Source organism: Christensenella tenuis, from assembly GCF_014287795.1.
Lineage (GTDB): Bacteria > Bacillota > Clostridia > Christensenellales > Christensenellaceae > Christensenella > Christensenella tenuis.
In genome coordinates this window covers 357,448-383,470 of sequence record NZ_JACOON010000002.1, presented here as the reverse complement: position 1 = coordinate 383,470, position 26,023 = coordinate 357,448, and the positions used below count along the sequence as shown (strand labels likewise).

28 protein-coding genes are annotated in these 26,023 nt (G+C 49.4%); 5 read left to right on the top strand and 23 right to left on the bottom strand.

Features of this window, described 5'->3' with window-relative positions:
• Positions 1 to 20: 20 nt before the first annotated feature.
• Positions 21 to 1,493 (top strand): sugar ABC transporter ATP-binding protein, encoded by a 1,473-nt coding sequence (locus H8S18_RS05570; RefSeq protein WP_186857310.1) that lies wholly within the window; start codon positions 21 to 23, stop codon positions 1,491 to 1,493.
• Positions 1,494 to 1,525: 32 nt separating this feature from the next.
• On the opposite strand, the gene H8S18_RS05565 is transcribed toward H8S18_RS05570, so the two are convergent.
• A complete protein-coding gene (locus tag H8S18_RS05565; RefSeq protein ID WP_186857309.1) occupies positions 1,526 to 3,277 on the bottom strand; it encodes a D-alanyl-D-alanine carboxypeptidase family protein in 1,752 nt (583 codons plus the stop codon).
• 268 nt (positions 3,278 to 3,545) lie between these two features.
• Here H8S18_RS05565 and H8S18_RS05560 point away from each other — a divergent pair, with 268 nt between their 5' ends.
• Both H8S18_RS05560 and H8S18_RS05555 read left to right on the top strand, forming a co-directional pair.
• Entirely contained in the window at positions 3,546 to 3,695 is a 150-nt protein-coding gene (locus H8S18_RS05560; RefSeq protein ID WP_186857308.1) for a hypothetical protein, read from the top strand.
• Between the two features lie 117 nt (positions 3,696 to 3,812).
• Positions 3,813 to 5,336, top strand: a complete 1,524-nt coding sequence (locus H8S18_RS05555; protein ID WP_186857307.1) for an acyl CoA:acetate/3-ketoacid CoA transferase — start codon at positions 3,813 to 3,815, stop codon at positions 5,334 to 5,336.
• Between the two features lie 144 nt (positions 5,337 to 5,480).
• Here H8S18_RS05555 and H8S18_RS05550 read toward each other — a convergent pair whose 3' ends face one another.
• The 16 genes from H8S18_RS05550 to H8S18_RS05475 all read right to left on the bottom strand — a co-directional run bounded on the left by H8S18_RS05550 (position 5,481) and on the right by H8S18_RS05475 (position 20,307).
• A complete protein-coding gene (locus H8S18_RS05550) occupies positions 5,481 to 6,635 on the bottom strand; it encodes a uroporphyrinogen decarboxylase family protein (RefSeq protein WP_186857306.1) in 1,155 nt (384 codons plus the stop codon).
• 48 nt (positions 6,636 to 6,683) lie between these two features.
• Entirely contained in the window at positions 6,684 to 8,183 is a 1,500-nt protein-coding gene (locus H8S18_RS05545) for a sugar ABC transporter ATP-binding protein (RefSeq protein WP_186857305.1), read from the bottom strand.
• A gap of 2 nt (positions 8,184 to 8,185) precedes the next feature.
• Positions 8,186 to 9,169 (bottom strand): ABC transporter permease, encoded by a 984-nt coding sequence (locus tag H8S18_RS05540; protein WP_186857304.1) that lies wholly within the window; start codon positions 9,167 to 9,169, stop codon positions 8,186 to 8,188.
• Between the two features lie 89 nt (positions 9,170 to 9,258).
• The gene (locus H8S18_RS05535) at positions 9,259 to 10,263 is read right to left on the bottom strand and encodes a substrate-binding domain-containing protein (protein ID WP_186857303.1); all 1,005 of its coding nucleotides are present in this window, start codon (positions 10,261 to 10,263) and stop codon (positions 9,259 to 9,261) included.
• Positions 10,264 to 10,635: 372 nt separating this feature from the next.
• Positions 10,636 to 11,757 carry an ROK family transcriptional regulator gene (locus H8S18_RS05530; RefSeq protein WP_186857302.1) on the bottom strand — a complete coding sequence of 374 codons (1,122 nt, stop codon included), beginning with the start codon at positions 11,755 to 11,757 and terminating at the stop codon, positions 10,636 to 10,638.
• Between the two features lie 182 nt (positions 11,758 to 11,939).
• Positions 11,940 to 12,401: an RpiB/LacA/LacB family sugar-phosphate isomerase gene (locus tag H8S18_RS05525; protein ID WP_186857301.1), complete on the bottom strand. Its 462-nt coding sequence runs from the start codon at positions 12,399 to 12,401 to the stop codon at positions 11,940 to 11,942.
• A 16-nt stretch (positions 12,402 to 12,417) separates the two neighbouring features.
• A complete protein-coding gene (dhaL, locus tag H8S18_RS05520; protein WP_186857300.1) occupies positions 12,418 to 13,056 on the bottom strand; it encodes a dihydroxyacetone kinase subunit DhaL in 639 nt (212 codons plus the stop codon).
• A 1-nt stretch (position 13,057) separates the two neighbouring features.
• On the bottom strand, positions 13,058 to 14,065 hold the full coding sequence (locus H8S18_RS05515) for a dihydroxyacetone kinase subunit DhaK (protein ID WP_186857299.1): 1,008 nt from the start codon (positions 14,063 to 14,065) through the stop codon (positions 13,058 to 13,060).
• A 31-nt stretch (positions 14,066 to 14,096) separates the two neighbouring features.
• Complete coding sequence (locus H8S18_RS05510) at positions 14,097 to 15,176, bottom strand: alcohol dehydrogenase catalytic domain-containing protein (RefSeq protein ID WP_186857298.1); 1,080 nt, start codon at positions 15,174 to 15,176, stop codon at positions 14,097 to 14,099.
• A 392-nt stretch (positions 15,177 to 15,568) separates the two neighbouring features.
• Positions 15,569 to 15,931: a ribosome silencing factor gene (gene rsfS / locus H8S18_RS05505; protein ID WP_186857297.1), complete on the bottom strand. Its 363-nt coding sequence runs from the start codon at positions 15,929 to 15,931 to the stop codon at positions 15,569 to 15,571.
• Positions 15,931 to 16,497 carry a bis(5'-nucleosyl)-tetraphosphatase (symmetrical) YqeK gene (gene yqeK / locus H8S18_RS05500; RefSeq protein ID WP_186857296.1) on the bottom strand — a complete coding sequence of 189 codons (567 nt, stop codon included), beginning with the start codon at positions 16,495 to 16,497 and terminating at the stop codon, positions 15,931 to 15,933. The genes rsfS and yqeK overlap by 1 nt, the downstream gene beginning before the upstream one ends.
• Positions 16,475 to 17,059 carry a nicotinate-nucleotide adenylyltransferase gene (gene nadD / locus H8S18_RS05495; protein WP_186857295.1) on the bottom strand — a complete coding sequence of 195 codons (585 nt, stop codon included), beginning with the start codon at positions 17,057 to 17,059 and terminating at the stop codon, positions 16,475 to 16,477. The genes yqeK and nadD overlap by 23 nt, the downstream gene beginning before the upstream one ends.
• A gap of 80 nt (positions 17,060 to 17,139) precedes the next feature.
• Positions 17,140 to 17,424: a YhbY family RNA-binding protein gene (locus H8S18_RS05490; protein WP_186857294.1), complete on the bottom strand. Its 285-nt coding sequence runs from the start codon at positions 17,422 to 17,424 to the stop codon at positions 17,140 to 17,142.
• Between the two features lie 53 nt (positions 17,425 to 17,477).
• Positions 17,478 to 18,746 (bottom strand): GTPase ObgE, encoded by a 1,269-nt coding sequence (gene obgE, locus H8S18_RS05485; protein WP_186857293.1) that lies wholly within the window; start codon positions 18,744 to 18,746, stop codon positions 17,478 to 17,480.
• Positions 18,743 to 19,369 carry an endonuclease III gene (nth, locus tag H8S18_RS05480; protein ID WP_186857292.1) on the bottom strand — a complete coding sequence of 209 codons (627 nt, stop codon included), beginning with the start codon at positions 19,367 to 19,369 and terminating at the stop codon, positions 18,743 to 18,745. The genes obgE and nth overlap by 4 nt, the downstream gene beginning before the upstream one ends.
• A 62-nt stretch (positions 19,370 to 19,431) precedes the next feature.
• Positions 19,432 to 20,307 (bottom strand): LysR family transcriptional regulator, encoded by an 876-nt coding sequence (locus H8S18_RS05475; RefSeq protein ID WP_186857291.1) that lies wholly within the window; start codon positions 20,305 to 20,307, stop codon positions 19,432 to 19,434.
• 126 nt (positions 20,308 to 20,433) lie between these two features.
• Here H8S18_RS05475 and H8S18_RS05470 point away from each other — a divergent pair, with 126 nt between their 5' ends.
• A complete protein-coding gene (locus H8S18_RS05470) occupies positions 20,434 to 21,033 on the top strand; it encodes a DapH/DapD/GlmU-related protein (protein ID WP_186857290.1) in 600 nt (199 codons plus the stop codon).
• Positions 21,033 to 22,088 (top strand): cyclophilin-like fold protein, encoded by a 1,056-nt coding sequence (locus H8S18_RS05465; protein ID WP_186857289.1) that lies wholly within the window; start codon positions 21,033 to 21,035, stop codon positions 22,086 to 22,088. The genes H8S18_RS05470 and H8S18_RS05465 overlap by 1 nt, the downstream gene beginning before the upstream one ends.
• 146 nt (positions 22,089 to 22,234) lie before the next feature.
• On the opposite strand, the gene H8S18_RS05460 is transcribed toward H8S18_RS05465, so the two are convergent.
• The 6 genes from H8S18_RS05460 to H8S18_RS05435 all read right to left on the bottom strand — a co-directional run bounded on the left by H8S18_RS05460 (position 22,235) and on the right by H8S18_RS05435 (position 26,016).
• On the bottom strand, positions 22,235 to 22,486 hold the full coding sequence (locus tag H8S18_RS05460) for a TM1266 family iron-only hydrogenase system putative regulator (protein WP_330598685.1): 252 nt from the start codon (positions 22,484 to 22,486) through the stop codon (positions 22,235 to 22,237).
• A gap of 6 nt (positions 22,487 to 22,492) precedes the next feature.
• Positions 22,493 to 23,695 (bottom strand): S41 family peptidase, encoded by a 1,203-nt coding sequence (locus H8S18_RS05455; protein WP_186857288.1) that lies wholly within the window; start codon positions 23,693 to 23,695, stop codon positions 22,493 to 22,495.
• Between the two features lie 183 nt (positions 23,696 to 23,878).
• The gene (locus H8S18_RS05450; protein ID WP_186857287.1) at positions 23,879 to 24,457 is read right to left on the bottom strand and encodes a uracil-DNA glycosylase; all 579 of its coding nucleotides are present in this window, start codon (positions 24,455 to 24,457) and stop codon (positions 23,879 to 23,881) included.
• On the bottom strand, positions 24,438 to 25,001 hold the full coding sequence (locus tag H8S18_RS05445; protein ID WP_186857286.1) for a uracil-DNA glycosylase: 564 nt from the start codon (positions 24,999 to 25,001) through the stop codon (positions 24,438 to 24,440). Before H8S18_RS05445 ends, H8S18_RS05450 begins: the two co-directional genes overlap by 20 nt.
• An 88-nt stretch (positions 25,002 to 25,089) precedes the next feature.
• The gene (gene recR / locus H8S18_RS05440; RefSeq protein ID WP_186857285.1) at positions 25,090 to 25,680 is read right to left on the bottom strand and encodes a recombination mediator RecR; all 591 of its coding nucleotides are present in this window, start codon (positions 25,678 to 25,680) and stop codon (positions 25,090 to 25,092) included.
• A complete protein-coding gene (locus H8S18_RS05435) occupies positions 25,681 to 26,016 on the bottom strand; it encodes a YbaB/EbfC family nucleoid-associated protein (RefSeq protein WP_186857284.1) in 336 nt (111 codons plus the stop codon).
• Positions 26,017 to 26,023: the final 7 nt, after the last annotated feature.

The following is a 26,023-nucleotide window of genomic DNA, read 5'->3' as shown; positions in this document are numbered from 1 at the left end:
CCGTTTATAAGGGGATCATGATGAAAGCACCTGTTCTTGAAGTGAAAGATTTGTCCGTAGATTTTTCCGGCCAAAAAGCGCTTGACAACGTAACGCTAAAAATCTATCCTTCTGAGATCCATGCGCTTGTCGGTTGCAATGGCGCAGGAAAGTCCGTACTGGGAAAAGTGGTTTCCGGTGTTTTAAAGCGCAGCGGAGGAACCATCCGCTTAAATGGGAAAAAAGTGAATTTCAATACCCCGTTTGACGCGTCGCGGCACGGCGTTGTGATCTCTATGCAGGAGCTTACAATTTTTGATAACCTCTCCATTTCCGATAACCTGTTTGTGAATCACCCGATTACACACAGCAAGGTGATACTGAACCCGAAGAAGATGCGGCAGACAGCCTATGAGTTGCTTTCGCGTTTCCACATCACTGTCGATCCATCTGCAAAGGCAAAGAATTTGCCGCAGGCCCAAAAATTTTTGCTGCAATTCGCGCGATGCCTGCTCGCCAAGCCGCAGGTGCTTATCCTGGATGAACTTTCCGCCTCCATGATCAGCAGCGAGATCGCTCTTGTTTACCAAGTGATGGAGGAATGCAGGCAAAATGGGATGGCCATCATTTACATCACGCACCGGATCAGCGAAGTGGTGTCAATCACCGACCGGGTGACTGTCCTCAAGGACGGACGTATAGCAGCGGAAGCCGCATCCAGAGAGATTGATAAAGGAAGACTTACGAAGCTTATGTTAGGCGAGACCAAGAGCGAGCATTATCCTAAACTTCCGGTTTCTCCGGGCGAACCCCTCCTCGAGCTTTCTCATGTCAGCAACAGATTCCTCCATGATATCAGCTTCAATTTATGCCGCGGTGAAATCATCGGGATCGCCGGGATCGCCGGAAGCGGACGCACACAGCTTTTGAAAGCAATTGCCGGGCTTGATGAAATAGAGGATGGCGATATCATCTACATATCCGATGCGCCGAAAGCCCTCCGCAGAGAAATTCATCCGTTGATTGGCTACATCCCGGAAAACCGTGATAAACAGTCATTATTTCCTGATTTTGATGCTATTAAAAACATCACAATACATGATCTGAAAAAAATTAGTAAGCATTCCATCATCGACCCCCGCGAAGAAAATATCGCAGGTTCCCTGATGATCAAGCGTTTTGTTATCAACGGCGCCGTTCCCGGAGGAAAAATCAGCTATATGAGCGGCGGGAACAAGCAAAAAATCGTAGTGGCCCAATGCCTGCATTCCAATTGCAGCATTTACTTGTTTGACGAACCCACACAAGGCATTGATATTGCCGGAAAAGTAGAGATTTACAATATCATGAATGAACTTGTCCGCAATGGTGCGGGCATCATTATGGTCTCTTCTGATTTTTCCGAGCTTTCAGGTATGTGTGACCGTATCCTGGTTCTGAAAGAGGGCGACCTGATCGCAGAGCTGCCCGCCAAAGATACAAGTTGCCTGAATCTTTTGGAATATTTCATTTAAGGCCGTATAGAAAACCGCTTTTATGGATTGGATTATAATTTGTGTTTCCGGCTTCCCGCGGACCGGCTGCTGCGCGTATCCACATTCCGGCGCTGTACAGCTCCCCCAGTGCGGGTTTGGCCCGGCCTTACATTCCCGCCAGCCGCCGTACGCCTTGCATAGCGCGCCCTGCGCCGCGATTTGTTTACCGTCCGGATAATAAGCAACGTGAGGACAGCTGCCGCAGGAACGATGACCCACAGGTACCATACTTCAAATGTAAATACAGGCACACCATATTCCTCGCTCGTTGCGGCCTCTTCTCCCTTGGGATAGACGTCCCGCCCCGCAATGAGCGGCGCGGTATATAGTTCCTGCCCGTTGAGCGAATAGGTGACTGTCCCGATTTGCTGCCCCTGCGTGATCGGCGCCTGAAGCGGCGTATCGATATTGGTTTTTTCTTCCAGCTTGATACTTCCATCCTGAAGCCCCTGCACGGTAGCCGCATCCAATAGCTGCGTATCGGACTTGACTCCGGTGAGGTCCGCCGTCACTTCGAGCGAGCCTTCCTCCGGATCGTTTGCCGCAAAATTTTCGGTCTGCTCGGTAAGCGCTACAGGAGCAGCGAACTGCGCAAGGTCTACCTTGGCATAGTTGGCGAACCCATAGTCGAACAGGTATTTTGCAATATCCCAACGCGCATACGCATTGGGTACGCCCGTCTCTTTATCACCCACCGACAAATCCCCAAAGATAACGGCAATCAGGTTTAGGCTTCCATCAGAAGCGGACGCGACAAGGCAGCCGTAGGATTTGATATATTCTGTTGCGCCGGGGGGCAGGATATTTTCCAGCGTTCCCGTTTTCATCCCCGTCGCTTTATCATATAGATAGGTTGCCAGTTCCGGTTTGGATACCGGGGTATGAATCAAATAATTAGAATTTTCTATCGTATCGGGCGGGAGGTTCTCGACCTGGCAATAATCGCTGAGCGATTCATAAGTGTAAGTCTGCGTAACCTCCGCTTCCGTAATCATCGGATATTTTTTTGCTTCCACCGCAAGCTTTGCCATATCTGCGGCGGTGGAATAATGGTCGTAACCGACATTATGGATATACAGCCCGTGCGGGTTGATAAAATGCGTTCCCGTCATGCCGAGTTCCTGGGCCTTCCTGTTCATCATATCTACAAAGGCCTGTTCCGTACCCGCAATGTGCATCCCCAGAACAATCGCCGCATCATTTCCCGAACAGAGCATGAGACCGTAGAAAAGATCCTTCACGGAAATCTGGGAATCTACGGGAAGGTTCTTGAGGCCCATCATGCTGCCACCCGATTTATTGACCTCCGTCTTCATATCTACCGTGAAAGTGATCATATCTTCCGGTTTACAATTTTCCGCGACAAGAATCGCCGTCATCAGCTTAGTGGTACTGGCCGGAAAAATCGTCCAATCCGCATTTTTGGCAAACAGAACCTCGCCCGTATCCGCATCGACAAGCATTGCCGAAAGGGATGTTATCTGCGACAAATCAACCTCTGGAGCGCCTTCCTTTGTTTCGGAAGTTTCCGGCGGGGTTGCCGTTGGCGTAGGAGTTGGCTCGGGCGTGGGGGAAGCTTCCGGAGCGGCAGACTGTTCCTGTTGCGCCCCTTCTTCCTGGGGAGCTTCTTCCGGCTGTCCTTCCGCCTGCTCTTGTGCAGTGGGCTCCTGCGACGGTTCCGGCGGCTCCGTTTCTGCAAACGCGGCTACTGGAAATGTAAGGATCATCAGCACTGCTACGATCCATGCAAATTTCTTTTTCAATCACTTAACCTCTCTGAGTCTCTATATAACGATCTATATTATACCCCAGAACATATTTTTTGTATAGCTATGCGCCTCCTTTTGTCATACTTTTTTCATATTTATATGGAGAAATAAAGATGAAAGCGCCTTCCCGGCAAGGCGCTTTTCCCTTTCCCAGTTAGATATTACAAATGTTACATTAAAATCCCGGGGACAGTAACCGTAGATGTAAAGGCCTGCGCTTACAATGGGGATATCGGATCCGAAAACAAAAAGGAGGAAACACATGATGCTGGAAATTATCTTTTCAAAAGAAGTCTTAACGGTTCTTTCCATTGTCTTGGCGGCAATTGCCGCGATGAGCGCTTCGGCGATCTTCCTGGAACGCAAAGACCGCAAAAAATACCGCAGGCCTTCGGAAGTCCGCCAGAAATAAGGATTATCCGTATGGTGCTCCCCGGCTGTGCAAATTGGATTCCGCCACTTGAAAATACCGCCATGTTATTGGATAATAGACGGGTAATTATTATTTTTGAGGAATGGATGGTGGCGTATGAGTTTTAAAGAAATTACATCAAGGGAAGCGGCGGCCCTGATTCCCGACGGGGCGGTGATTGCTGCGAACGGCTTCGTTATGGCGGCAGTGGCAGACGAATTGTGTTACGCATTGGAACAGCGCTTTCTTAAGACAGGCGCGCCGAGAAACCTTTCGCTTGTGAGCGTCACTTCGGTGGGCGACGGCGGACAGCGCGGGCTGAACCGCCTCGCACACAAGGGGCTGGTCAAGAAACTAATCGCCGGGCACCTGAACCTGATGCCCAAGCTCCAGCAGATGATTTTTTCGGAAGATATCGAGGGGTATAACCTTCCGCAGGGCGTAATCGCTCAGTTGATGCGCGATGTGGGCGCCCGGCGCCCCGGCCTTGTAACACAGATTGGGCTTGGGACATTTGTCGATCCCCGTTTTTTTGGCGGGCGGCTCAACAACATTTCAACAGAGGAACTGAATGAGATCGTGACCTTGGACGGTGAGGACTATATCCGTTATAAACCTTTTTCCAGAATCGATTTTGCATTTCTACGCGGCACACGTGCCGACAGGAACGGCAACATCAGCATGGAAAAGGAAGCGGCAGTAGCGGATGCGCTTTCCGTCGCGCAGGCGTGCCATACGCTTGGAGGCAAGGTAATTGTACAAGTAGAAGAACTTGTGGACGATATTCCACCGCATGCAGTGCGCGTACCCGGTGTGCTTGTGGATTACGTGGCGCGGACGAGCGACATGAAGTTCCACACGCAGACTGCCGCGGCAGACTATAACCCCGCATATTCCGGGCAAGAGCGCGCGCCTAAAGGGGCGATGCCCACGCTTCCCGCCGGGCCCCGGCGCATTATTGCCCTGCGCGCATTGAAGGAACTAAAGCAGGGCGGTGTGGTGAACCTCGGAATCGGTATGCCGGAAGGAATCGCGGCGGTGGCCGAAGAAAAAGGCATTTCCGATTTCACTCTTACTGTGGAGGCGGGCGGAATCGGCGGTTCCCCCCTTTCGGGTGTGGAATTCGGCGCTACACTGAATCCGGAAGCAATTATTTTCCAGCACCAGCTATTTGATTTTTACCACGGCGGCGGGCTTGACCAGGCGTTTCTCGGGCTGGCGGAAGCGGACCCGCAAGGCAACATCAACGTCAGCAAATTCGGCCCCCGCATCGCGGGCTGCGGCGGGTTCATCTGCATCACGCAGGCTACGCCCAAACTTTATTTTATCGGCACATTTACCGCCAAAGGGCTGGAGGTAGAGGTGTCCGGCGGGAAGCTTCGTATTATACGGGAAGGAAGCATCAAAAAATTCAAGCGCGGGATCGAACAATTGACCTTTTCCGCCAAGCGGGCAAAAGAGCTTGGACAGGAGGTCATGTTCATCACCGAGCGCTGCGTGTTCCGCCTGACGGACGGCGGCCTGATGCTTTGCGAGATCGCGCCCGGCGCGGACCTTGAGCGCGATATTTTAGCACAGATGGAATACCGCCCGCTTATCGCGGACGACCTTAAGGAAATGGACGCGGACGTGTTTCTGTAAAAACAGTGCCTGACGACATGCAGGCTAATTGTTACGTAGCAGCAGGGCCTGTACTCTCTTCATTGCAGAATACAGGCCCTTTTGCTTTCTTATGCTACTATGTCGGCAACTTTTTTTACTTTTCCAAGCGCGTATTCATACCCGCTACATAACTTTATCCCTGTATTCCTTAATGGTATCCACCAATGCGACCACATTTTCATCGGGAACATCCCACATGATTTCTTGCGAGGGAGCGATAATATATCCGCCGTCCTTGCCCAATATAGTCATCACCTCCAGCGCCATTTCTTTCACTTCCCCAGGCGTCAAGAACGGTAGCTTTTGGGAATCTATTCCGCCCATAAAGACAAGCTCTTTCCCAAATTCTTCCTTCAGCCGTTTTAGATCGTTACAGGGCTGTATCGGTTCCAGTCCATCCAGTCCAATATCAATCAGATCCGGCAAATAGTCCATCAGGCAACCACAGGAATGCATAAATATGTATTGCCCGTTTTCTTTAAATGATTTGAACATTTTTTTATACTGCGGCAAGATGATTTCTCTGAACATGTCTTTCGAAAAAAATCCAGAAAGCTGAGTTCCAAGGTCATCTCCATGGTGGATAATTTTATATCCAAGCTCTGCTTTCTTTTTACCTAAGGCAATCTTATGATCCGTTATTTTATCCATCATTTGGCTGACCAACTCCGGATTCAGAGCAATCTCCGTCATATACTGTTCCCACCCCAATAACGTGTAGGCCCGCTCATAGGTCCCTACATAGCCAGCGGGTATCACACAAAGATCTCCTTCTACGCCATCTTTATCGCGAATGAGCCATTTTAAGTTGCCTGCTTCCAGCGGGTCGGGAGCTTCATAGGCCGCGACTCCTTCTTTCAGTGGCATTTCCATCAAGCGAATAAATTTTTCGGGGAGGTATTTTCTGCGGATTTTGTTCGCTTTTTCATCACCCTCAAATATTCCCGGTATCCAGCATATTCCGTCCGCTTCTACGACCAGACCGCCCCCCCATCTATCAAAAATGATACCGTCTTCTTCGTCGACGATGGTATATCCTTCTTCCTCCAGTTGCTTCATCAGCTCAATATCATTCCGGTAGAATATAGCCGTATCATCCCCTGAATAGGTCCAATAAATATGATTTTCAAAATATTCGAACAATTCATATTCGCTGGCAAACCCCATCGTTTCAGCAAATAACTGATCACGCTTCCTGTCTGAAAAGGTAATCTGGCTGGGTAAGTAGTCCACATCCTTATGTTCAAATACATTCATGATACGCTCTTTTTTTGTCATCTCTTTTTCTCCTTTATCCTCACAGTAATCGTTTATCTTGCATAGATCTCAGCAATTTGTTTTGGTTGCATAGCCCATAATCAATTCTTCGCTGAATTCATTCCTGTGCAATTCTCCGGTTAATTTTCCCTCATGCATTACAATAATCCTGTCGCACAGACTGATTAATTCCGGAAGTTCAGAGGAAACCACTATCGTCCCCACTCCATCTTTACTCACTTCCCGAATAATATCGTATATTTCCGACTTTGCCCCTACATCAATTCCACGGGTCGGTTCATCGCACAGCAATATTTCCGGATCATTATCAATCCATCGTGCGGCAACCACTTTTTGCTGATTCCCGCCGCTCAATGTCATAATGGGCAAATTACAATCATTCGCTTTGATCGAAAACTTCTTTCGGGTTTGCTCGATACATTTATTCGTTTTTTTCTTATCGATAAAAGGCCCCTTCATCATATGAGCGATTGTAACAAGCTGCGCATTGTCTTTGATCGACATGCTTGGAATAATCGCATCGTCCCTCCGGCTTTCAGGAATCAGGGCGATTCTATTTTTAATTGCCGTCTCAACATTTTTTATTTTTATCAGCTCCCCATGTATCCGTATTTCCCCATGATATGGTTTGGTTGCTCCGAACAGCGACATCAGCACCTCTGTTCTTCCTGCTCCGATAAAGCCAGCTATTCCAAGAATCTCCCCTTTTTTGAGCTGAAAGCTGATATTTTCGAATTCACCCTTTCTTGTCAATTCTTTCACTTCAAGCAATACTTCGTCCTGAGCCTGGCTTTCATGTGTAGAGTACATATCGATTTCGCGTCCAACCATTAGCTTCACCAAATCATCCTGCGTTACTTCGCATACACGTTTGGTACAGATGAACTGTCCATCCCGAAGTACTGTAATCGAGTCCCCAATTTCTATAATTTCTTCCAGTCTGTGACTTACGTAAATTATAGTGGTACCATTGGTTTTAAGTTGATGAATGATATCAAACACAACCTTACGCTGATCGTTTGTAAGTGCTGCCGTTGGTTCATCCATTATCATGATGCGCGGCTTGAAATAGATTGCTTTTGCAATTTGTATAATAGACTGTTCGGCAATGCTCAGAGTTTCCACTAGTTGATCCGGCTTAAGCTGCAGTTTGAAAAGGTCCAGCATTTTCTGCGTCTCATTCCGCATAAATTTCTCATCCAAAAAGAAACTCTTTCTGATATCAGGCGACTTATATCCCAGAAATATATTGTGCGCGATGCTCATATTTGCACAAAGCGGAACTTCCTGATGCACAATAAAGAAGCCCATTTCCTCAGATTTCGTGATGCTGTTTATCTCCGTTTCTTTTCCGTCAATAAATATTTTCCCATGTGTCGGGGAGAATACGCCGCCACATATATTAATCAGCGTCGATTTGCCCGCACCGTTCTCTCCGCACAGGCAATGAACTTCCCCTCTCTCGATTTCAAACGACACATCCCTCAAAGCAGCGGTCGCCGCGAAATTCTTGGATATATTCTCAAAGCGAATAATAGAATCAGCCATTGTTATTCCCCCCGCTTATCCCGCTTATTCAGTAATGTATCCATTAAAACAGCGAGAATCAGAATCACTCCGATAAATCCTTTCTGGTAATAAGCCGGAATGCTGATCAAAATCATCCCGTTTTTTACTACGCTCATAATCAGCGCACCAATCAGGGTGCCTAATATCGTACCGCGTCCACCCGCCATCGAGGCTCCGCCTAAAATAACGGAAGCGATTACATCCATTTCCCTGCCTTCGCCAGCACCCGTCGGAACAGATTTCAGAAATGCAATACTGATCATACCCGCAAATGCGCTAAGTGCCCCGCAGATCATAAAGCTTGCCGTTTTGATACGATTCGTATTGATTCCACCCAATTGGGCCGCCCGTTGATTTCCGCCGGAAGCAATGACGTTAAAGCCAAACCTCGTCTTTTTGAGTACGACATGCGCAATAATGAACAAGATTACCATGATGATGACCTGCACCGGAATGGGGCCGATGTAGTCGCCCATCCTGAATACCCAACTGTCGGTTGCACCCTCCGGGAAGGAACTGATTGCATATCCCCCCGATATTCCATATGTAAAACTTCTGAATAGTTGCATGGTTCCCAGTGTCACGATAAATGCAGGCATACGCGCTTTTGTTGACAAAAATCCATTCAAGAAGCCGACGCCTAGTCCAAAAAGAATTGCGACAAGGAACGCCAATGACGGATCGCTTCCTCCTTTAATCATATAAGCCGCAATCATTGCGCCGCATCCGTAGATCGATCCAATCGATAAGTCGATCTCTGCGCATATGATTACAAAGGTCATTCCAATTGCCATAATGCCAATCTCAACCGTCTGCCGCACTACGTTAATAATATTGGTCGACGTCAGAAATGTATCGGTAGCAACCGACAGCAATACCACAAAAACCACCAATACCATTAATATCCCAAACTCACGAAATTTAAAAATTTTCAGATTCGATAATTGTTTTGCTCTGCTCGACATATCACATGCTCCTTTTATTTTGCTGCCGGCAGGCTGGCGTTTCGCCAACCTCCCGGCAGCCGATTTATAATTAGCTAAATAGCTGCTTTTTACTGAACAGGATAGTCGCCTACATTTTCAGGCGTTACCAAGGCTGCTTCTGTGATCATATCCATTGCCTTATAAGGCGTTGTATTCATCATATGGAGCTGAATAATAGGATAGTATCCCTGATAGAATGGTTCCTGATTAATCGTTACAGCCAATGTGCCAGCGTTCAGGTGCTTTATGATGCCTTCTGTCAGGTCATAGCCGCCTCCAAATAATTTTCCTTGCAAATTATTGGTTTCAATAAAAGTCCCGATTGCTTCGGCATTGAAGTCTGTACCAAGGAATGCTTTGACATCCGGATTTGCCAGATATGCATTTTCAATGATCGAATAAGATTGTGTTAAATCGTCCGTATAGTCAATTACATCGACCAATTCGACATCCGGAAATTCTTCCTGCGCCCTTTTAATACCATCTATTCTCAGGACTAGAGCCGTTTGGGCCGGGTCTAAAGAGCCAATGATATACTTTCCAGATCCTCCCATAACATCTCCGAACATATACTTACCCAAAACATATCCCGATTCTTCCAGAGCTTGACCTACAAAAGCATCCGCGCCCGAAGTGTCTGAATCTTGATTGCACGCGATAACAGGTATGCCCGCAGCATGAGCTTTTTCTATGGTGCCGGTAAATCCGTCTTCATCCCATACAACAGTTGCTATGCCATCATATCCTGCCGCTATACAAGATTCAATCATACTGACTTGTTCATCCAGACTGCTGTTCCCCGTCGGGCCCATTACATCTACCGTGACTCCAAGATCTTCGCCCGCTTTTTTAGCGCCTTCCCCGATCGTAGCCGCAAACGATGAATTCAGCGTGTGCAATACCAGCGCATATTTTTGATCGCTGGCTACCGCCGTTTTCTGATCTCCGCTTGTATCTTCCTCACTGTTGTCCGTATCGAGCTGTTGTCCTGGCGGTGTAGATGAGCATGCTGTAGCCGCGAAACAAAAGACAAGTACCAACACCACAACCAACAAGAGAGATATTTTTTTCATTCCATTTTCCTCCTCGTGTATTATTATTTTGCATTTTTTAATGCAAAATATTAAAACTATTAATATATTTTATTCAGGAACCACATATATAATTTCTTGGATAATTTGGGAATGTATTTTACAAAATATATTTTTAAAAATACATTTCAATATATACTATTATATCTCTTCGCTGCATTGTGTCAATATATTTTTTAAAATATTTTTATTTTTTATAATTATCCCTTTTTCATAACAATTTTTAAAAAATATTTTCCAAAGAAAAAGTGAATACTCACTTGAAAATTGAGTTCGCTCGAATTTCAATCAAAAAAAACTCCTGAAAGGTTGATCCCTTTTCAGGAGTTTCTTTTGACACTTTTTAACAAGCCTTTAAACGTTTCGTATAAAATCGTCAATAAAACTAATTGCGGCACCTGCCGCTATCGGGTCTTGTCTCCATCTGCATATTTGAATATATTCTGCATTTTCTTCAAATGGCGTCAGTTTCACCAAGCGTTTTTTCAGATCCCCCAAATAGGGCTCCAAATAGGGTCCAACATATCCCCCCAAAATGATCTTGCAGTCAAACAACATGCGCGCATTGGTCACCGCAAGCGACAGATAATACAAATATTCATCAAATTTCTTTTTGCAGCGTTGATCTCCGGCATTTAAATTTTCAAAAAAGCTCTCCAAGTTCTCGTCGGCCTGATCGGAAAGCTGCAGCGCCGTGCAGTATGGATCTACGCATCCTTTTTGTCCGCAATAACATTCCAGCCCGTTCGGTATAATACGGATATGTCCAATTTCTCCACTTCGCGGGCCTTCTCCCGAATACGGCACATCATATAATCGGACAGAACCGCCAACATAATTGCTCAAAGAAATATAGAATACATCGCTCATTGCCGGATTAGCCCACGCTTCCGCCAAGCAAGCAGCATTTGCGTCTTTGATAAAGATGCACGGATATGGAATATACTCTTCAAAAGATGACACCCGTAACCCTGAAAAATCCATCAACGTCTTCCCATAAAAAATTTGCCGTCCGTCCAGCGTCGTAAGTCCGGGGATTCCGATGCCTACTCCTAATATCTGCTCTTCTTGAAAATTCAGGTTTTGCACATGCTCTTCAACCATTTGGCCCACGTAACGGTAATATCTTTTGCTCATCTCAAAACAACGGCGTACACGCTTACGCCCAAGGATCTCCCCTGCTATATTCATGCCGACAATGGTAATATGTCTTTTCGTAATATCGATTCCAATCGCCACACGTGCATTTTTTTGTATTGAAAAAGTGCTGGCACGTCGCCCAACAGCCTGCCCTTGCGATCCGGTCTCTATTACCAAGCCTCGATTTTTTAGTGCATTAATATTAGCTGTTACCGTAGGTAGGCTCAATTTCAGTTCCTGCACAATATCCTGCTTTGAGAGATCGCTTTTCTCACAAAGCAAAGCAAAGATATTATTGCGGTTCTGCCGTTTAATTTGGGCTACTGTAATATCCATCCTGATTTCTCGCATTCATATTAATATTTTCATTATAGCAAGAAGTTTATTTATTTACAACATTACTTCACCTCACATAATGCAACGTAGATGGATACGCCAAATATATCCACTTTTTTATCATATATATCTATATTCTATATGTCCTATGCTCCGCTTTCCACTAATGCAACACAAAAAGATCATTTAAAATTTTCATGTTCAATACGCATCATGGAATCCACCTTGGGTGCGGAGCTCCCCCCTGCAAAAGTCAGCGACAGCCATTCCTTCGTCACCTTCTTTGCCAGCTCCGGGCCAATGACGCGCGCGCCCATACACAGTACATTCCCGTTATTTGATAGTTTTGCGCGTTCCGCCGAGAAGTTGTCGTGGCACACTGCCGCGCGAATTCCCGGACATTTGTTTGCCGTCATCGCCATCCCGATCCCCGTACCGCAGATCAGGATCCCTTCTTTGCCAAATCCGCTTTCTTCAATCAGGCGGCACGCCTTCTGTGCAATATACGGGTAATATGTATCATCTTCTTCCGTGAAGCAGCCCACATCCTCTACCTCGTATCCAAGGGTCCGTACATAGTCTTTAATCGTTTTCTTCAAACCTACCGCCGCGTTGTCACAGCCTATCACGATTGTTTTTTTCATCCTCTTTCGCTCTCCTTCAGCCAAGCAGTCCTTTCGCCGTTTCGCACATGCTCCGCACGATGACCGCGCACGACGATGCCCCCGCGTCCAAGACCCCGCGTGAACGTTCCCCGAGACGGCTCGCCCGTCCGACCTTCGCCACCATGTCCTTCGTTGCGTCCCGGCCCGCTTCCGCCGCTTCCGCCGCGGCATCGAGCGCTTCTGCGAAGCCTTTCCCGGCCTCTTCCGCCTCCCGGTATGCATTCACTGCCGGAATCAGCGCATCCAGAAGCGTCTTGTCTCCTACGTCCGTAGGCACCAGTTCCCGGATGCCCGCAAGACCTGCTTCCAGCATCCGGCCAAATTCCGCTTCCCCGATCTCTTCCCAATTCCGTACCGCTTGTCCCATCTCTCCAAAAAATGTTCCGTATATCGGCCCCATCGATCCCCCGATCTCACACAGCAGGATTTCGCCCAGCGTTTCCAGTGCCCCGCTGAGGTCCTCCCCGCCCGTCAGGCGCTCCCCGCACAGCGTGAACCCCTTGTTCATGTTGATCCCGTGGTCTCCGTCGCCGATCGCTCCGTCAATCTCGCTCAGGTAGTCCTTGTTCTCCTGGATCGCCCGGACCAGCCCCGGTACAATCGCCGCTCCCTCCTTGTTTGTAAACATTTCCATCTCACTGCCTCCCGAACTGCGTCAAGCCCATCGTTTCCGTCTCCACATCCAGGAGCTCTTTCAGTTCTTCATCCAGCTTCATTACGCTTAGCGTCACTCCCATCATTTCCAGCGAAGTGAAATAATTCCCTACGTACGAACGGTATACATGGATTCCCTTTTCTTCCAGCAGGTCATATACACGGTTGAACACGATGTACAGTTCCATCACCGGCGTCGCTCCCAGCCCCGACACAAGCACCGCTACCTCGTCTCCCTCCGTGAGCGGCTGGTCCGGCACTATCGTTTCTACCATCTTGGCCGCGATTTCGTCCGCTGTCTTAAGCTTCGCTACTTCGATCCCCGGCTCTCCGTGATGCCCGATGCCTACTTCCATCGTCCCGTCTGCTATTTCGAAGTTTGGATGCCCTACCGCCGGTATCGTGCATGGCTTAAGCCCCACTCCCACGCTCTTCGTATGGTCGATCGCCTTTTGCGCGGCTGCGATTACCTCTTCAAGACTGCCGCCTTGCGCCGCCTTCGCGCCGCCGGCCTTCCACATCAGGATTTCCCCCGCTACCCCGCGCCGTTTTTTGCTTTCGCTCTTCTCCGCGGACGCCACGTCGTCGTTTGCCACCACTGTTTTTACTTCAATTCCTTCTTTGGCAGCCATCTTTACCGCCATTTTTACGTTCATATTATCGCCCGCATAGTTCCCGTACAGGCACGCTACGCCCGCGCCCCCGTCCGCCGCGCGGAACGCATCATAGAATGCTTTTGCTGTCGGCGATGAAAAGATTTCTCCTACCGCCACCGCATCCACCATATTTTTCCCCAGATATCCTATGAACGCCGGTTTATGGCCGGAGCCGCCTCCCGTTACGATGCCCACGCGCCCTTTTTCCGGCGCTTTCACATACTTCAGCACCCGCGCGTTTTCCGTTTTTTCCACCAGGTTTCCGTGCGTCTTCACAAAGCCTTCCAGCATTTCTTCCACCACACGATCCGGATCGTTTACCATTCTCTGCATTCTTCTTTCCTCCTGTTTTTCTTCCAGCCTCTTATGGTACCAGAATGACTTTCAGCGCACCGTCCGCTCCTGTTTTTGCCAACTCAAAACCTTTTTCCCATTCTTCAAGGGGCAGCTTATGCGTCACTACACCGTCCGTCGGCAGTTTTCCATTTCCGATCCATTCGATTACCGTCTCATAGCAGAACGGGCTTAAATGCGCTCCCAGCAGGTTCAGTTCCTTGCGGTCGCTGATGATGCTCCAGTCTACCGTTACAAGGTCCCCGAAAACGCTGAATTCCACAAACGTTCCCATTTTCCTAATCGCTTCCAGTCCCTGCTGCACGCTTGCCGGATGCCCCGTCGCCTCGATGTATACGTCGCATCCGTATCCGCCGGTCATTTCTTTGATTTGCCCGACCACATCTTCTTTTCCCGGATTCAGGACCACATCCGCTCCAAATGCTTTGGCCTTTTCAAGCCGCTCGTCCTTCATGTCCAGCACAACGAACTTTTTCGGGTTGCACTGCCGGATTGCCCCCACCATACCAAGGCCAAGCGTGCCTGCGCCCGACAGCACAACCGTATCCCGGTTTGTAATTCCGGCGCGCTCCACGCAGTGGAACGAGCAGCCGTACGGTTCCACCAGGATTGCCTTTTCAATTGCCATCTCTTCCGGTACCAGGTATGGCAGCGCTTCCCGGGTCAGCCGAACATATTCTGCCATTCCGCCGTTTGTGTTGTTCTGGAATCCAAACAGGTCGTGCTTTTCACACATCCAATGCCGTCCTGTTTTACAGAACATGCATTCTCCGCACGGTACGATCTGTTCCGGGCAGATCCGGTCCCCGATCTTCCAGTTTCCTTTTACATTCGGTCCGATTTCCACTACTTTTCCCACGAATTCATGTCCTGGTATCATGGGTGCCTTGATATATGGCGGGTTTCCATCGCCGCCCCAAAAGCTTGGCGCGCCGCCGTACGCTTTCGTATCCCCTGCGCAGATTCCGCATGCTTCCACCTTCAGAATCATTTCTCCTTCGCCCGCGTGCGGGCGTTCCACTTCCTCCAAACGATAATCTCCCGGTGCGTACGCAACCAACGCTTTCATGTTTTTCGGTAATTTTTCCATTGCTGCTCCTCTCGTTTATTATATTTAATTGTTTATAAACAAATTTTTATAATATATTTTTTAAATTTTATTTAATTATATTCGTCTCTCGTTTTTTTGTCAATATATTTTTTAAAATACATTTAATTAATTGAAACTCGAATTTCTTGAAGTTTTCCTAACTCGCTAAAATTTTTTCCGCAGCTCTGCTATTACCCGCAAATCCTTTGCTTGCCTTTGCCTTGCATACATAAATGAATGGAATACCGCCCGCTTATCGCGGACGACCTTAAGGAAATGGACGCGGACGTGTTTAGGTAAAAGCAATCAAAAACACCCGCGAGTTCGCGGGTGTTTTTGATTGCCGTTTTGCGGCATGAGACCTTACTTTTTGTGTACAGGCCTGTATTTTCTTATTCTTCGTGTTCGGCGGAATAATCGCAGAAGTTCCCTTCCACCTTCCACAGACGCTCAAGCTGGTAAAATTCGCGTTCTTCTTTATGGAAAATATGCACCAGTACATCGCCGTAGTCGATAACCACCCACCGGCCTTCGCGCTCGCCTTCCGTGCGGACCGGGCTGACCCCCTCCTCCTCACGCAGCTTAAACTGCACTTCTTCCGCAAGCGTCTGCACATGCGATACATTGGGCGCGCTGGCCACCACGAAATAATCCGAAATGATGGTCATATCCGCCACTTTCAGAATAACGATATCCTGCGCTTTTTTACCGTCCAGTATCCCCGCGATCCGCTTTGCCCGTTCTGAAATTTCCATTAAATATCCTCCCCCGGAAACAAATTCCGGTAATAGTTATATGCTGCTACACTATCCGTATCGATCAGGCTCTTATTCTCAAGTATATGCCCAATCGACATTTGCAGCCCATAGAGAACTGCCTTATCGATGTTCTCAAAGGCGAGCTCCCGCAGTTTTCCGACACCGTCAAAATCACGGTTGGGTTCAATGTAATCGGCGAGATAGATGATTTTTTCGAGCAACGTCATGCCCTCCCGGCCCGTCGTGTGCCATTTGATAGCGGAAAGCACCTCTTCATCCGTTATATAGCCTTTATCTTTCAGCACTGCCGCCGCCGTATGCCCATGCAATGTTTTTTCCGTAAGATAAGGAATATGGTATTTTTTCGCAAGTTTCACATTATCTTTTTGCTTGGTGTAATCATGCAGCAGGCCCGCGAGGCCCGCCTTTTCCACATCCGCGCCATAGCGCCGCGCAAGCTTTACCGCCGTTTCCTCAACCCCGAGGGAATGCTCGAATTTCTCTCCCTTCACCTGCCCGGCAAGTTTTTCTACGATGCCGTCACGGTTTCCGGTATAGTCCATTTGCAATGATATATTCCTCCACATTTTTGGGGACCAGACCTTCTATGCCGCGTCCTTCCCCTATCCGCTTCCTGATATAAGAAGAGCTGACGAAAAGCCCCGTATATTCCGATAAAAAAATTTGTGCGCCATAGCTCCACTGGAGGCGGGAAATTTCCGCTGAAAGCCTTAAAATATCATGGTTTTGGCGGCGGACACAGATAAATTTCGTTAATTTGAACAATCGTTCAAACGCATGCCATGTACACAACTCGAACACCGTATCCGCGCCGACGATAAAATAATAATCCGTCTCCGGATTCTTTTCCCGCAACGCTTCAAGCGTTTCTACAGTATAGGAATAGCCCTTTTTTTTTACTTCAAAATCAAGTACGTTTACGTCCGTTCCTGAAGCGCACATCCGCGTCATCTGCAGGCGCATTTCTTTTGGCGCAAGGCCCTCCGTTTTATGCGGCGGATTTCCGCAGGGCATGAGGCACACTTCATCGAGCGAAAACTCCCCTTTGACCCGATGGGCCATATCTACATGGCCATTATGGGGCGGATTAAAAGTACCGCCCAAAATACCAACTCTCCTGGGGCGGGCAAACAAGCGCACATTTTGCTCAACTGTGATGCACTCCGGACATTTCATGGCTTATCTCACAACTCAATCTTTTTATTTTCGGATGCGCGATACAAAACAAACTTGCGGCCCAGCACGGACACACCCTCCGCATCGAGCGCCCCGGCAAGCTCGTCACACGCCTCACGCGCCGTAAACCGGCTGTTCTTAAGCACCGTTCCTTTTAAAAGTTCGCGCGCTGTGAGCGCATCGTCCGCCTGTTTCATAAGATTATCCGTAATGCCATCCTTGCCGATATGCAAAATCGGTTCCATCGTCTGCGCCATACCGCGCAGTTTTGCACGTTGCTTGCTTGTGATCATAAAATTACACCTAAATGAATTCATCTGTTCCTTTTATCCCGGGAAGCCGCACGCTATTCCACAAAATCAAACTCTTCGCCATCGAGCCGCACCGTATCCCCATCCTTCGCACCGGCCTGAACAAGCGCTTTGATGATGCCCATATCCTTGAGAAGCTTATGGAAATGCCGCATGGAATCCACCTCATCGGGATTAATGCGGGCGAAAATTTCATCGATGAGCGAACCGTTCGCTTCCAGTACTCCATCCTCGCCGCGGCTTACTTCAAAGGTTAGCTCTTCATCCTCCATCTGCCATTCTTCGATCACGCCTTCTTCCCGGATGGCCTGTTCTTCGGGCAGCGTTTTCAGCGCTTCCATCATGGCGGCACGCAAGTCGTCGATTCCCTGATGGGTCGCCGCTGAAGTAAGAAACACTTCTTTATCCGGATATTTCCTGCGGAAGCGGGAAAGATTTTTTCCTGCCTCCGGGAGATCGGCCTTATTGGCCACGATGATCTCAGGGCGCTCCAAAAGCTGCTGCGAATAATTTTTTAGCTCCTCACGGATCTTCACATAATCGTCCAGGGGATCGCGGCCTTCACTGCCCGCTATATCGAGCACATGGGCGACCATGCGCGTACGTTCGATATGACGGAGAAAATCATGCCCCAGGCCCGCCCCTTCGGACGCGCCTTCGATGAGGCCGGGAATATCCGCCAAGATGAAATCATAATCATACGACTTTACCACGCCAAGGTTCGGGGCGAGCGTTGTAAAATGATAATTTTCTATTTTTGGTTTTGCGGAGGTCATACTGGAAAGCAACGTGGATTTTCCAACATTCGGAAATCCGACGAGGCCTACATCGGCAATGGACTTCAGCTCCAGAATAATTTCGCGCGGCCGCACCTTTTTGCCCGGTGTGGAAAAACGCGGCGTTTGGCGCACCGCCGTAGAAAACCGCGCATTCCCCTTGCCGCCCTTACCGCCGCGAAGTACGACGACGCCTTCCGGATTACGAATATCCGCAACCACGCGCCCGGATTCCTTATCGATCACAACCGTGCCGGCAGGCACCTTTACGATCACATCTTCCCCCGTCTTTCCGCGCATATTTTTCTTGCGGCCGTTTTCCCCGTTTTCCGCTTTGAATTTTTTATGATACCGAAAGTCCATCAGCGTACGCATACTGGGATCTGCCACGAAAATAACGTTACCGCCATTGCCGCCATCTCCTCCGTCCGGCCCGCCCGCATTGACATATTTCTCACGGCGGAACGAGACCGCTCCATTACCGCCGTCACCCGCCTTGATGATGATCCTTACCTTATCAACTATCATAAATTTTTATCCGGATAAGGGCACAAGTCTTCTATGCAGCAATTGCCGCATAGAGGCTTTTGCGCTTTGCATACCCGGCGGCCATGCCAGATGAGCCAATGATGCGCCTGTGACCAATCCTCTTTCCTGATTATTTTTTTATCCGCTTCTTCAACCTTATTCGGATCATCGGAGTGTGCAAAGCCAATACGGTTCGAGACGCGCTTTACATGCGTATCCACCGGGAAGGCCGGAAGCCCGAACGCAAACGCAAGCACCACGTTGGCAGTCTTGCGGCCCACGCCCGCAAGCGTGGTGAGCTCTTCCTCCGTATGTGGGACGATTCCGCCGTATTCGCTCATGATGCGCTGCGCGCACGCAATGAGGTTCTTGGCCTTATTTTTATACAGGCCGCACGTTTTGATATAACCTTCCACTTCGGCAAGGTCGGCCCCTGCAAGTTCTTTGGGCGAAGGATACCGTTTAAAAAGATCCTTCGTGACGATATTGACGCGCACATCCGTACACTGCGCGGCCAGAATCGTCGCGACCAACAGTTCGTAAGGGTTTTCGTAATGGAGCGCGGACTCCGTATCCCCATATTCTTTTCGTAACCGTTCAATGATTTCCTGATTCTTATCCATATTATTATTTTAACACAAATTCTCCTTCTTTACCAAGAAAAACGCGGATCGTTTCATTTACCTCAAAGTCCCTCTGCCTGCAGCGTCTCCATAAATTTTTTTGCCGCTTTGGAGAACACCTGATACTTTTTCCAAACCATGACGAGCCCTACCTCAAACCGTGGGACCAGCGGCTTAAAGCACAGGCTGCTGCCCTCCGTATTGATGATCCGGTCAAGGCAGAGTGCGTACCCCAGCCCTTCATCCACCATCAAAGAAGCATTATACAGCAGATTGTAGGTGGCGACGATGTTGAGTTGCTCGAACTCTTTCCCGAGCCAGCCTGACAGTTCGTTTTGCACAAGCGATTGCCGCGAACAGATGAGAGGCAGCCCCAGCAAGTCCTCCGGCGAGAGCGATTCCCGCGGGGCGTACGGGCTATCCCTGCGCATGAGGACTCCCCAAGTATCGAAAGCGGGCAATTTGATATAATCGTATTTCTTCTTATCCACTGGTTCGATCAATACCCCAAAATCGAGCAGGCCCTTATCCAGCCGGTCGGTCACATCGTCGGCATTTCCGCTGAACAGGTGATACCGAACCTCAGGATATTCCCTCTCCATCCGTTTGGCAGCACGGGCAATGAGGCGCATCCCATCCGTTTCCCCACCCCCGATATGGACGTCTCCGCTGATAAATTCCTTTGGGGAGTGAAAATCCGCCTCCGTCTGGTCTGCCAGTTCTACGATCTCCTGTGCGCGCCTGCGAAGCAGCAGACCGTCTTCCGTCAGCGATATCTTACGCTTTCCCCGGATAAACAACTTTTTTCCCAATTCCTCTTCTAATTCTTTAAGCTGCCGAGAGAGGGTAGGCTGTGTGACATGCAGCGTTTCCGCCGCTCCCGATATTGTTTCTTCCCGCACTACGGCAAGAAAATAGCGCAACACCCGAAGTTCCATTTTGTATTCCTCCTCCGTACCAGTATAGCTTTCATATTAATGCTTTTCAAGCATAAATATATATTTAATATAGGTATTTGCTATTTCAAATATTCTTTTTTATGATAAAGACAGGAGGAAAAAATAATGGAAACACAGGAATTTTTAGATTACATGAAACGCGGCGGCACCGTTGACGGGGATTCTGAGATGCACCATATTATGCGCTGCCTGAGCTTTGAAGCGATGAGAATCACGGCGCAATTAAATTCTTCCTATCACGATCCGGAAGAAATTCGCGCCTTATTTTCAGAGCTGACCGGAAAACCAGTGGACGAATCGTTCGCCATGTTCCCGCCTTTCACCACCGATTGCGGCAAAAATATTACGGTGGGAAAAAATGTATTCATCAACTCCGGCTGCCGTTTTCAGGACCAAGGAGGCATTACTATCGGCGACGGAGCTTTAATCGGGCATAACGTGGTACTGGCAACCCTGAACCACGGTTTTGCGCCGGAAAAACGCAGCAGCCTTCATCCTGCCCCAATCTCAATTGGAAAAAATGTATGGATTGGTTCCAATGCCACCATCCTTCCCGGGGTAGCCGTCGGCGACGGCGCAATCGTTGCCGCAGGAGCTGTCGTCACAAAAGATGTTGCGGCAGGCGCCGTTGTGGGCGGTGTGCCCGCAAAAATCATCAGGATGCTGGAGCAGGAAGATGTAAAACCAACAAAGGAGGAAATTTGATGAACCGTACGGGGAAAATGTTTTCGTTTTTTATTGCGGTAATTTTTACCGCAATTCTGCTTATTTCATGCGGACCGTTGGAGACGGAACCCCTACAGGCGGCCGGTGAAGGAACCGTGCCGACGGTCACAATGGAAACTTCCGTGCTCGATGGAGCGTGGGAGATGCAGCCCGTGGAAACAAGCGCGCCGTCTGGGATATTGGTCGCTTATTTCTCCCGCACGGGAAATACCGAAACGATTGCTGGATGGATCCAGGAAACGTTCGGTGGCGACCTGTTCCAGATCTGTACGGAAGACGCCTATCCTGAAGATTACAATGAACTGCTGGATATTGCACAACAGGAACAGGCGACTGGAGCCCGTCCGGCACTGTCCGGACAGGTGCAGCACATGGAGGCCTATGACACGGTATTCATCGGCTATCCGATCTGGTGGGCCGATATGCCAATGGCAGTCTATACCTTTCTCGAAGAATACGACCTGTCCGGGAAGACAGTGATTCCTTTCTGCACCCATGGCAGCAGTGGTTTTTCCGGCACGCAGGAAATCATCGCCTCTCTGCAACCGGGTGCAAAACTACTGGAAGGCATTGCGGTCCGCGGTGAGCAAGCGGCAGATTCCCACGCAGAGGTGGTCGGTTGGCTGGCCGGACTTAGCCTCGAAGGAGCCGGAAACACAGTGGCAGCGTCCGGGGAGGAAATCCGTATTCGCTTCTCCTTTGACAACGGGGAGGCCATTGCCGTTTTAAGCGATACTCCTACCGTGCAGAGCCTGCTCATGCAGCTCCCGGCTACCGTGACCATGAACGACTATGCAGGGGCGGAAAAAATCGCCTATTTTTCAGAAAGCCTGAGTGATGAAGGTGCGCCGGAGGGATATGATCCGCAAATTGGCGATGTGGCCTGCTACGGACCATGGGGCAATATGGCTGTTTTCTATAATGACCAGCCGTATGCGGAAGGCCTTTGCCTAATGGGAAAAATTGAATCGGGGATGGACCTGCTTGCCGCACTGCCGGAGAATGCGTCTGTGACCATTGAAAGGGTTGGCTAACCCTGGAAGCGGCACGCGGCACTTCCCTGTATCTCCCGTTCCGGATACCGTAGGAAACAGGTTTACAAAAAAGCGGGGTGGCTATCAGCACCATCCCGCTTTTTATCATCACCTTGTTTTTCAGAAGTTCTGCCGGAAACCGCCCCTTAGTAGGTCTTGTTGGTCATCATGCTCTTTACGGTGACGCCAGGGAGATTCCCAAGCCGCCCCGTCATGGCGCCAACCTGTTCGTTCGTTGCCTCCACCACCAAAGAGATGACATTGAGGTCTTTTTCATGGTTGGGTACGCCCATGCGCGCGTGTACAAGTTCTGAATACTCCGATAGGATGGCGTTTACCCTTGCCACGCTTTCTTTATGTCCTTCGATGATAATCGCTATGATTCCAATCCTGTTCACGATAGATTACCCCTCCTGTCCACCTGGTTCGCCAAGCGTTGTAAGCGCTTGCTGGAGCTGCGCATCCGTTTCGAAGGTTAGCCTGCCTTCCGGATTACTAACCACAATATCCGGCGTAATTCCGTCATTTACCGCCTTCTCGTCCGGGGTATAATAAAGCGCGCTCGTAAGCTTCACGCCGCCGCCCGAATATGGCATATCCACAATAGACTGAACAACGCCTTTGCCATATGTCTGGGTACCGATCACCTGGCCGCGCCCCCTGCCTTGCACCGCGCCCGCAAAAACCTCGGCGGCGGAGGCGCTGTTTCCGTCCACCAAAACAACGAGCGGGAGCTCATAGTAGTTTGCGTCCACCGTGAGTTCGTCACGTTTATTTTCCTTATCTACCGTATAGGCGGCAAGCCCTTCGGGCAAGATTTCATCCAACATGGACACGGCATTCAGGACACTGCCGTCCATATTGCCGCGTACATCGATCAATACGCCTTTCGCATCTTCATCCTTTAAGAATTGGATGGCGTTTTTAAATTCCTCCACGCAGTTCCCATTGAATTCGGAAATAGAAATCTGGGCGATGTCGTCTGTAAGCATAGTGTAGGTTACGCGCTGCGCATCCACATTCGCACGCGCCACTTCCAGTTCCCGGGGCGCGTCCGCACCCGTCTGCACAGTAAGCTTTACGGAACTGCCGCTCGGCCCGCGCAGCATATTGAGCGAACTCTCGTAATCCAGGCCGCCTACATCCGTTCCGTCTATCGTAAGAATTACGTCATTTTCAACAATACCCGCCGTTTCGGCCGGGCTTCCGGCATAGACGCGTTCTACTTTTAAGTGCCCCGTCTTCTGGTACGGACCCGCCGTAACGCCGATGCCCACAAGGTCTGCATCGGACTGTTGGTTGAATTCCTTGTATTCTTCCTCGGTATAGTATACGGAATAGGGATCGTTCAGGGATTCTACCATTCCCTTGAGCGTTCCTGTCACAAGATCATTTTGGTCAATATCCCGGTAGTAGGTGTCGCTGATAATCTTTTCAAGATCGCTGATCTCCATGTATTTCTGGATGTCCTGATAACTGCCTTTTCCGAGCAGGATATCATTTCCCTTGATCCTTGACGTCTGATAGAAATACACAAACAAGCCCGTTACAAAGCTTGCCGTGACCGCAATCACTACGCACACGATAAACAGTTTCTTTTTATCCAAACGGTTCTTCCCTCCATACGGATCACAATTTGCCCTTTGGGCCGGCTTTTATCGTAAGAATGAAACAACGCACTTCCCGTGCGCCTCTTTCGTTACCGCCGTTTCAATTGTTACAAACTTATTACAATCCAATTATACCACCTTATTTCAAAAATGCAAGTTCCCATGATGCAGGCTGCAAAATCAGAAGTTTTTATTCATCCAGACAGCTAAATTTGAAAGATCCTGTTCATAAATTTCTTTGAGGGCCGGATTATACAGTATACTGGCCGGATGGTAAAGCGCAAACAGGCAGCATTTCTTTTCCCCAATGGCGATTTGTCCGGGTTTCCCGTGATATTCGCCAATATTGGATTGGAAATCTTTCACTGCGTGGAGGGGCGTATTCCCCAGTGTTACAAGAAGGCGCGGTGCGACGAGTTCGATTTCCCTCCACAGAAACGGCTTGGCGGCAAGGATTTCTTTTTTGGTGGGCGGCCGGTTGGAAACCGTATTTTTAGCGCTCACCTTCGCCGGACGAAATTTGCATACGTTCGTAACGTAAAGATCCGCCCGGGACAGCCCAAGCGTTTCAAGAAAACCATCCAGATTTTTTCCGGCCCGGCCGACAAACGGTTTTTTCTGCACGACCTCATCCCGGCCCGGCGCTTCGCCCACGAGCATCAGTCCCGCATCGGGATTTCCATCCCCAAATACGAGCTCCTGTCCGGGATATTGTTTTTGGATGCAGCCGTATAAATGTTCAAGAGAGGTTGAGTTCATGCAAAGTTTCCTTCAATACCTGAAAATCGTTTTTCGCATGTTCCGCGTAATCCGGATTATGCAGTAATGCGGCGGGATGGAAAGTTGGCATGATGTAAAAATTCTTCACCCGTACACACACGCCGTGTTCCTTCATCATCCGAACGTCGCGGCCCAGAATAACCCCTGCCGCAATACGCCCGAGGCATACGATTACTTTTGGCTTTATAAACGCTACCTGGTTACGCAGGTAGCCGATGCAGGCCGCACGTTCGTCATCCTGCGGATCGCGGTTCCCCGGCGGACGGCATTTGACTACATTGGCGATATATACATCCCCGCGCCGAAGCCCGATTTCGTCCAGCATACGGCAAAGAAGCTGCCCGGCTGGGCCGACAAAGGGCCTGCCCTGTTCATCTTCCCGCGCACCCGGGCCTTCGCCCACGAACATTACGTCCGCATGCAAATTCCCCTCGCCGAACACGACATGCCGGCGCGTCTGCGAAAGTCTGCATTTCCTACAATTCATAACCGCTTCATACAGTGCCTTGATGTTGTTATACATGGAGAAATTCCTCCGCTGTCCCACCTCCTGCAGGAAGGTGTATGGTTTTCCCCTCCGGCCGGGCAGCTATGGCCCGGCCATTTTGGATTTACACAGAGGTACGGCCCTCGAGAGCCTTTGCCAGTGTAATCTCGTCCGCATATTCCAGTTCTGCGCCGATTGGAATTCCATGCGCAATACGCGATACTTTGACGCCGTACCCTCCCAGCAGCCTGCTGATATACGCGGCCGTCGCCTCTCCCTGCACATCCGGATTTGTTGCAAGGATGACCTCTTTTACCTCTTCGGTGAGGCGTGCAAGGAGCTGGTCAATTGCGATATCATCCGGGCCAATCCCTTCAAGCGGGGAGATCGTCCCGCCGAGCACATGGTAAAGCCCGCGGTATTCGTGTGTTTTTTCGATCGCAAATACGTCTCGCGCGTCTTTGACGACGCAGATGATGGAATGGTCGCGCCGTGCGTCGCCGCATACTTCACATACTTCGCCTTCGCATAAATTGCCGCATATTTTGCAATATTTCACTTTGCGCCGCGCGTCATACATGGTGGCCGCAAATTGCTTGACCTCCGCTTCCGGCATCTTCAGCACATGGTATGCAAGCCGCTGCGCCGTCTTGGCGCCGATCCCCGGAAGCTTACAGAACTGGGCGACCAGTTTCTGATAGGATTGCAGGTTCAATTAAAACAGCCCCCCGAGGTTCATGCCGCCCGTAATTTTTCCCATTTCAGCCTGCATCATTTCATCCGCCTTTGCAAGCGCTTCATTGACGGCCGCGATCACGAGGTCCTGCAGCATTTCCACATCGTCCGGATCAACCGCCGCTTCCTGGATTTCAATGCTTTTGATCATTTTTTTCCCTGTTGCAACTACGCGCACCACGCCGCCGCCAGCTGTCGCTTCGACCTCGCGTTCCTCAAGTTCAGCCTGCATCTGCTGCATTTTTGCCTGCATCTGCTGCGCCTGGCGCATCATGTTTTGCATATTCATCCCGCCTGGGAATCCACCTTTTGCCATTTTTCAA

Coding starts and splice junctions, on each gene's coding strand:
- H8S18_RS05570 (WP_186857310.1), top strand. CDS start 21: ATGAAAGCACCTGTTCTTGAAGTGAAAGATTTGTCCGTAGATTTTTCC.
- H8S18_RS05560 (WP_186857308.1), top strand. CDS start 3,546: ATGATGCTGGAAATTATCTTTTCAAAAGAAGTCTTAACGGTTCTTTCC.
- H8S18_RS05555 (WP_186857307.1), top strand. CDS start 3,813: ATGAGTTTTAAAGAAATTACATCAAGGGAAGCGGCGGCCCTGATTCCC.
- H8S18_RS05550 (WP_186857306.1), bottom strand. CDS start 6,635: ATGACAAAAAAAGAGCGTATCATGAATGTATTTGAACATAAGGATGTG.
- H8S18_RS05545 (WP_186857305.1), bottom strand. CDS start 8,183: ATGGCTGATTCTATTATTCGCTTTGAGAATATATCCAAGAATTTCGCG.
- H8S18_RS05540 (WP_186857304.1), bottom strand. CDS start 9,169: ATGTCGAGCAGAGCAAAACAATTATCGAATCTGAAAATTTTTAAATTT.
- H8S18_RS05535 (WP_186857303.1), bottom strand. CDS start 10,263: ATGAAAAAAATATCTCTCTTGTTGGTTGTGGTGTTGGTACTTGTCTTT.
- H8S18_RS05530 (WP_186857302.1), bottom strand. CDS start 11,757: ATGGATATTACAGTAGCCCAAATTAAACGGCAGAACCGCAATAATATC.
- H8S18_RS05525 (WP_186857301.1), bottom strand. CDS start 12,401: ATGAAAAAAACAATCGTGATAGGCTGTGACAACGCGGCGGTAGGTTTG.
- dhaL (WP_186857300.1), bottom strand. CDS start 13,056: ATGGAAATGTTTACAAACAAGGAGGGAGCGGCGATTGTACCGGGGCTG.
- H8S18_RS05515 (WP_186857299.1), bottom strand. CDS start 14,065: ATGCAGAGAATGGTAAACGATCCGGATCGTGTGGTGGAAGAAATGCTG.
- H8S18_RS05510 (WP_186857298.1), bottom strand. CDS start 15,176: ATGGAAAAATTACCGAAAAACATGAAAGCGTTGGTTGCGTACGCACCG.
- rsfS (WP_186857297.1), bottom strand. CDS start 15,931: ATGGAAATTTCAGAACGGGCAAAGCGGATCGCGGGGATACTGGACGGT.
- yqeK (WP_186857296.1), bottom strand. CDS start 16,497: ATGGACTATACCGGAAACCGTGACGGCATCGTAGAAAAACTTGCCGGG.
- H8S18_RS05490 (WP_186857294.1), bottom strand. CDS start 17,424: ATGATCACAAGCAAGCAACGTGCAAAACTGCGCGGTATGGCGCAGACG.
- obgE (WP_186857293.1), bottom strand. CDS start 18,746: ATGATAGTTGATAAGGTAAGGATCATCATCAAGGCGGGTGACGGCGGT.
- nth (WP_186857292.1), bottom strand. CDS start 19,369: ATGGATAAGAATCAGGAAATCATTGAACGGTTACGAAAAGAATATGGG.
- H8S18_RS05475 (WP_186857291.1), bottom strand. CDS start 20,307: ATGGAACTTCGGGTGTTGCGCTATTTTCTTGCCGTAGTGCGGGAAGAA.
- H8S18_RS05470 (WP_186857290.1), top strand. CDS start 20,434: ATGGAAACACAGGAATTTTTAGATTACATGAAACGCGGCGGCACCGTT.
- H8S18_RS05465 (WP_186857289.1), top strand. CDS start 21,033: ATGAACCGTACGGGGAAAATGTTTTCGTTTTTTATTGCGGTAATTTTT.
- H8S18_RS05450 (WP_186857287.1), bottom strand. CDS start 24,457: ATGAACTCAACCTCTCTTGAACATTTATACGGCTGCATCCAAAAACAA.
- H8S18_RS05445 (WP_186857286.1), bottom strand. CDS start 25,001: ATGTATAACAACATCAAGGCACTGTATGAAGCGGTTATGAATTGTAGG.
- H8S18_RS05435 (WP_186857284.1), bottom strand. CDS start 26,016: ATGGCAAAAGGTGGATTCCCAGGCGGGATGAATATGCAAAACATGATG.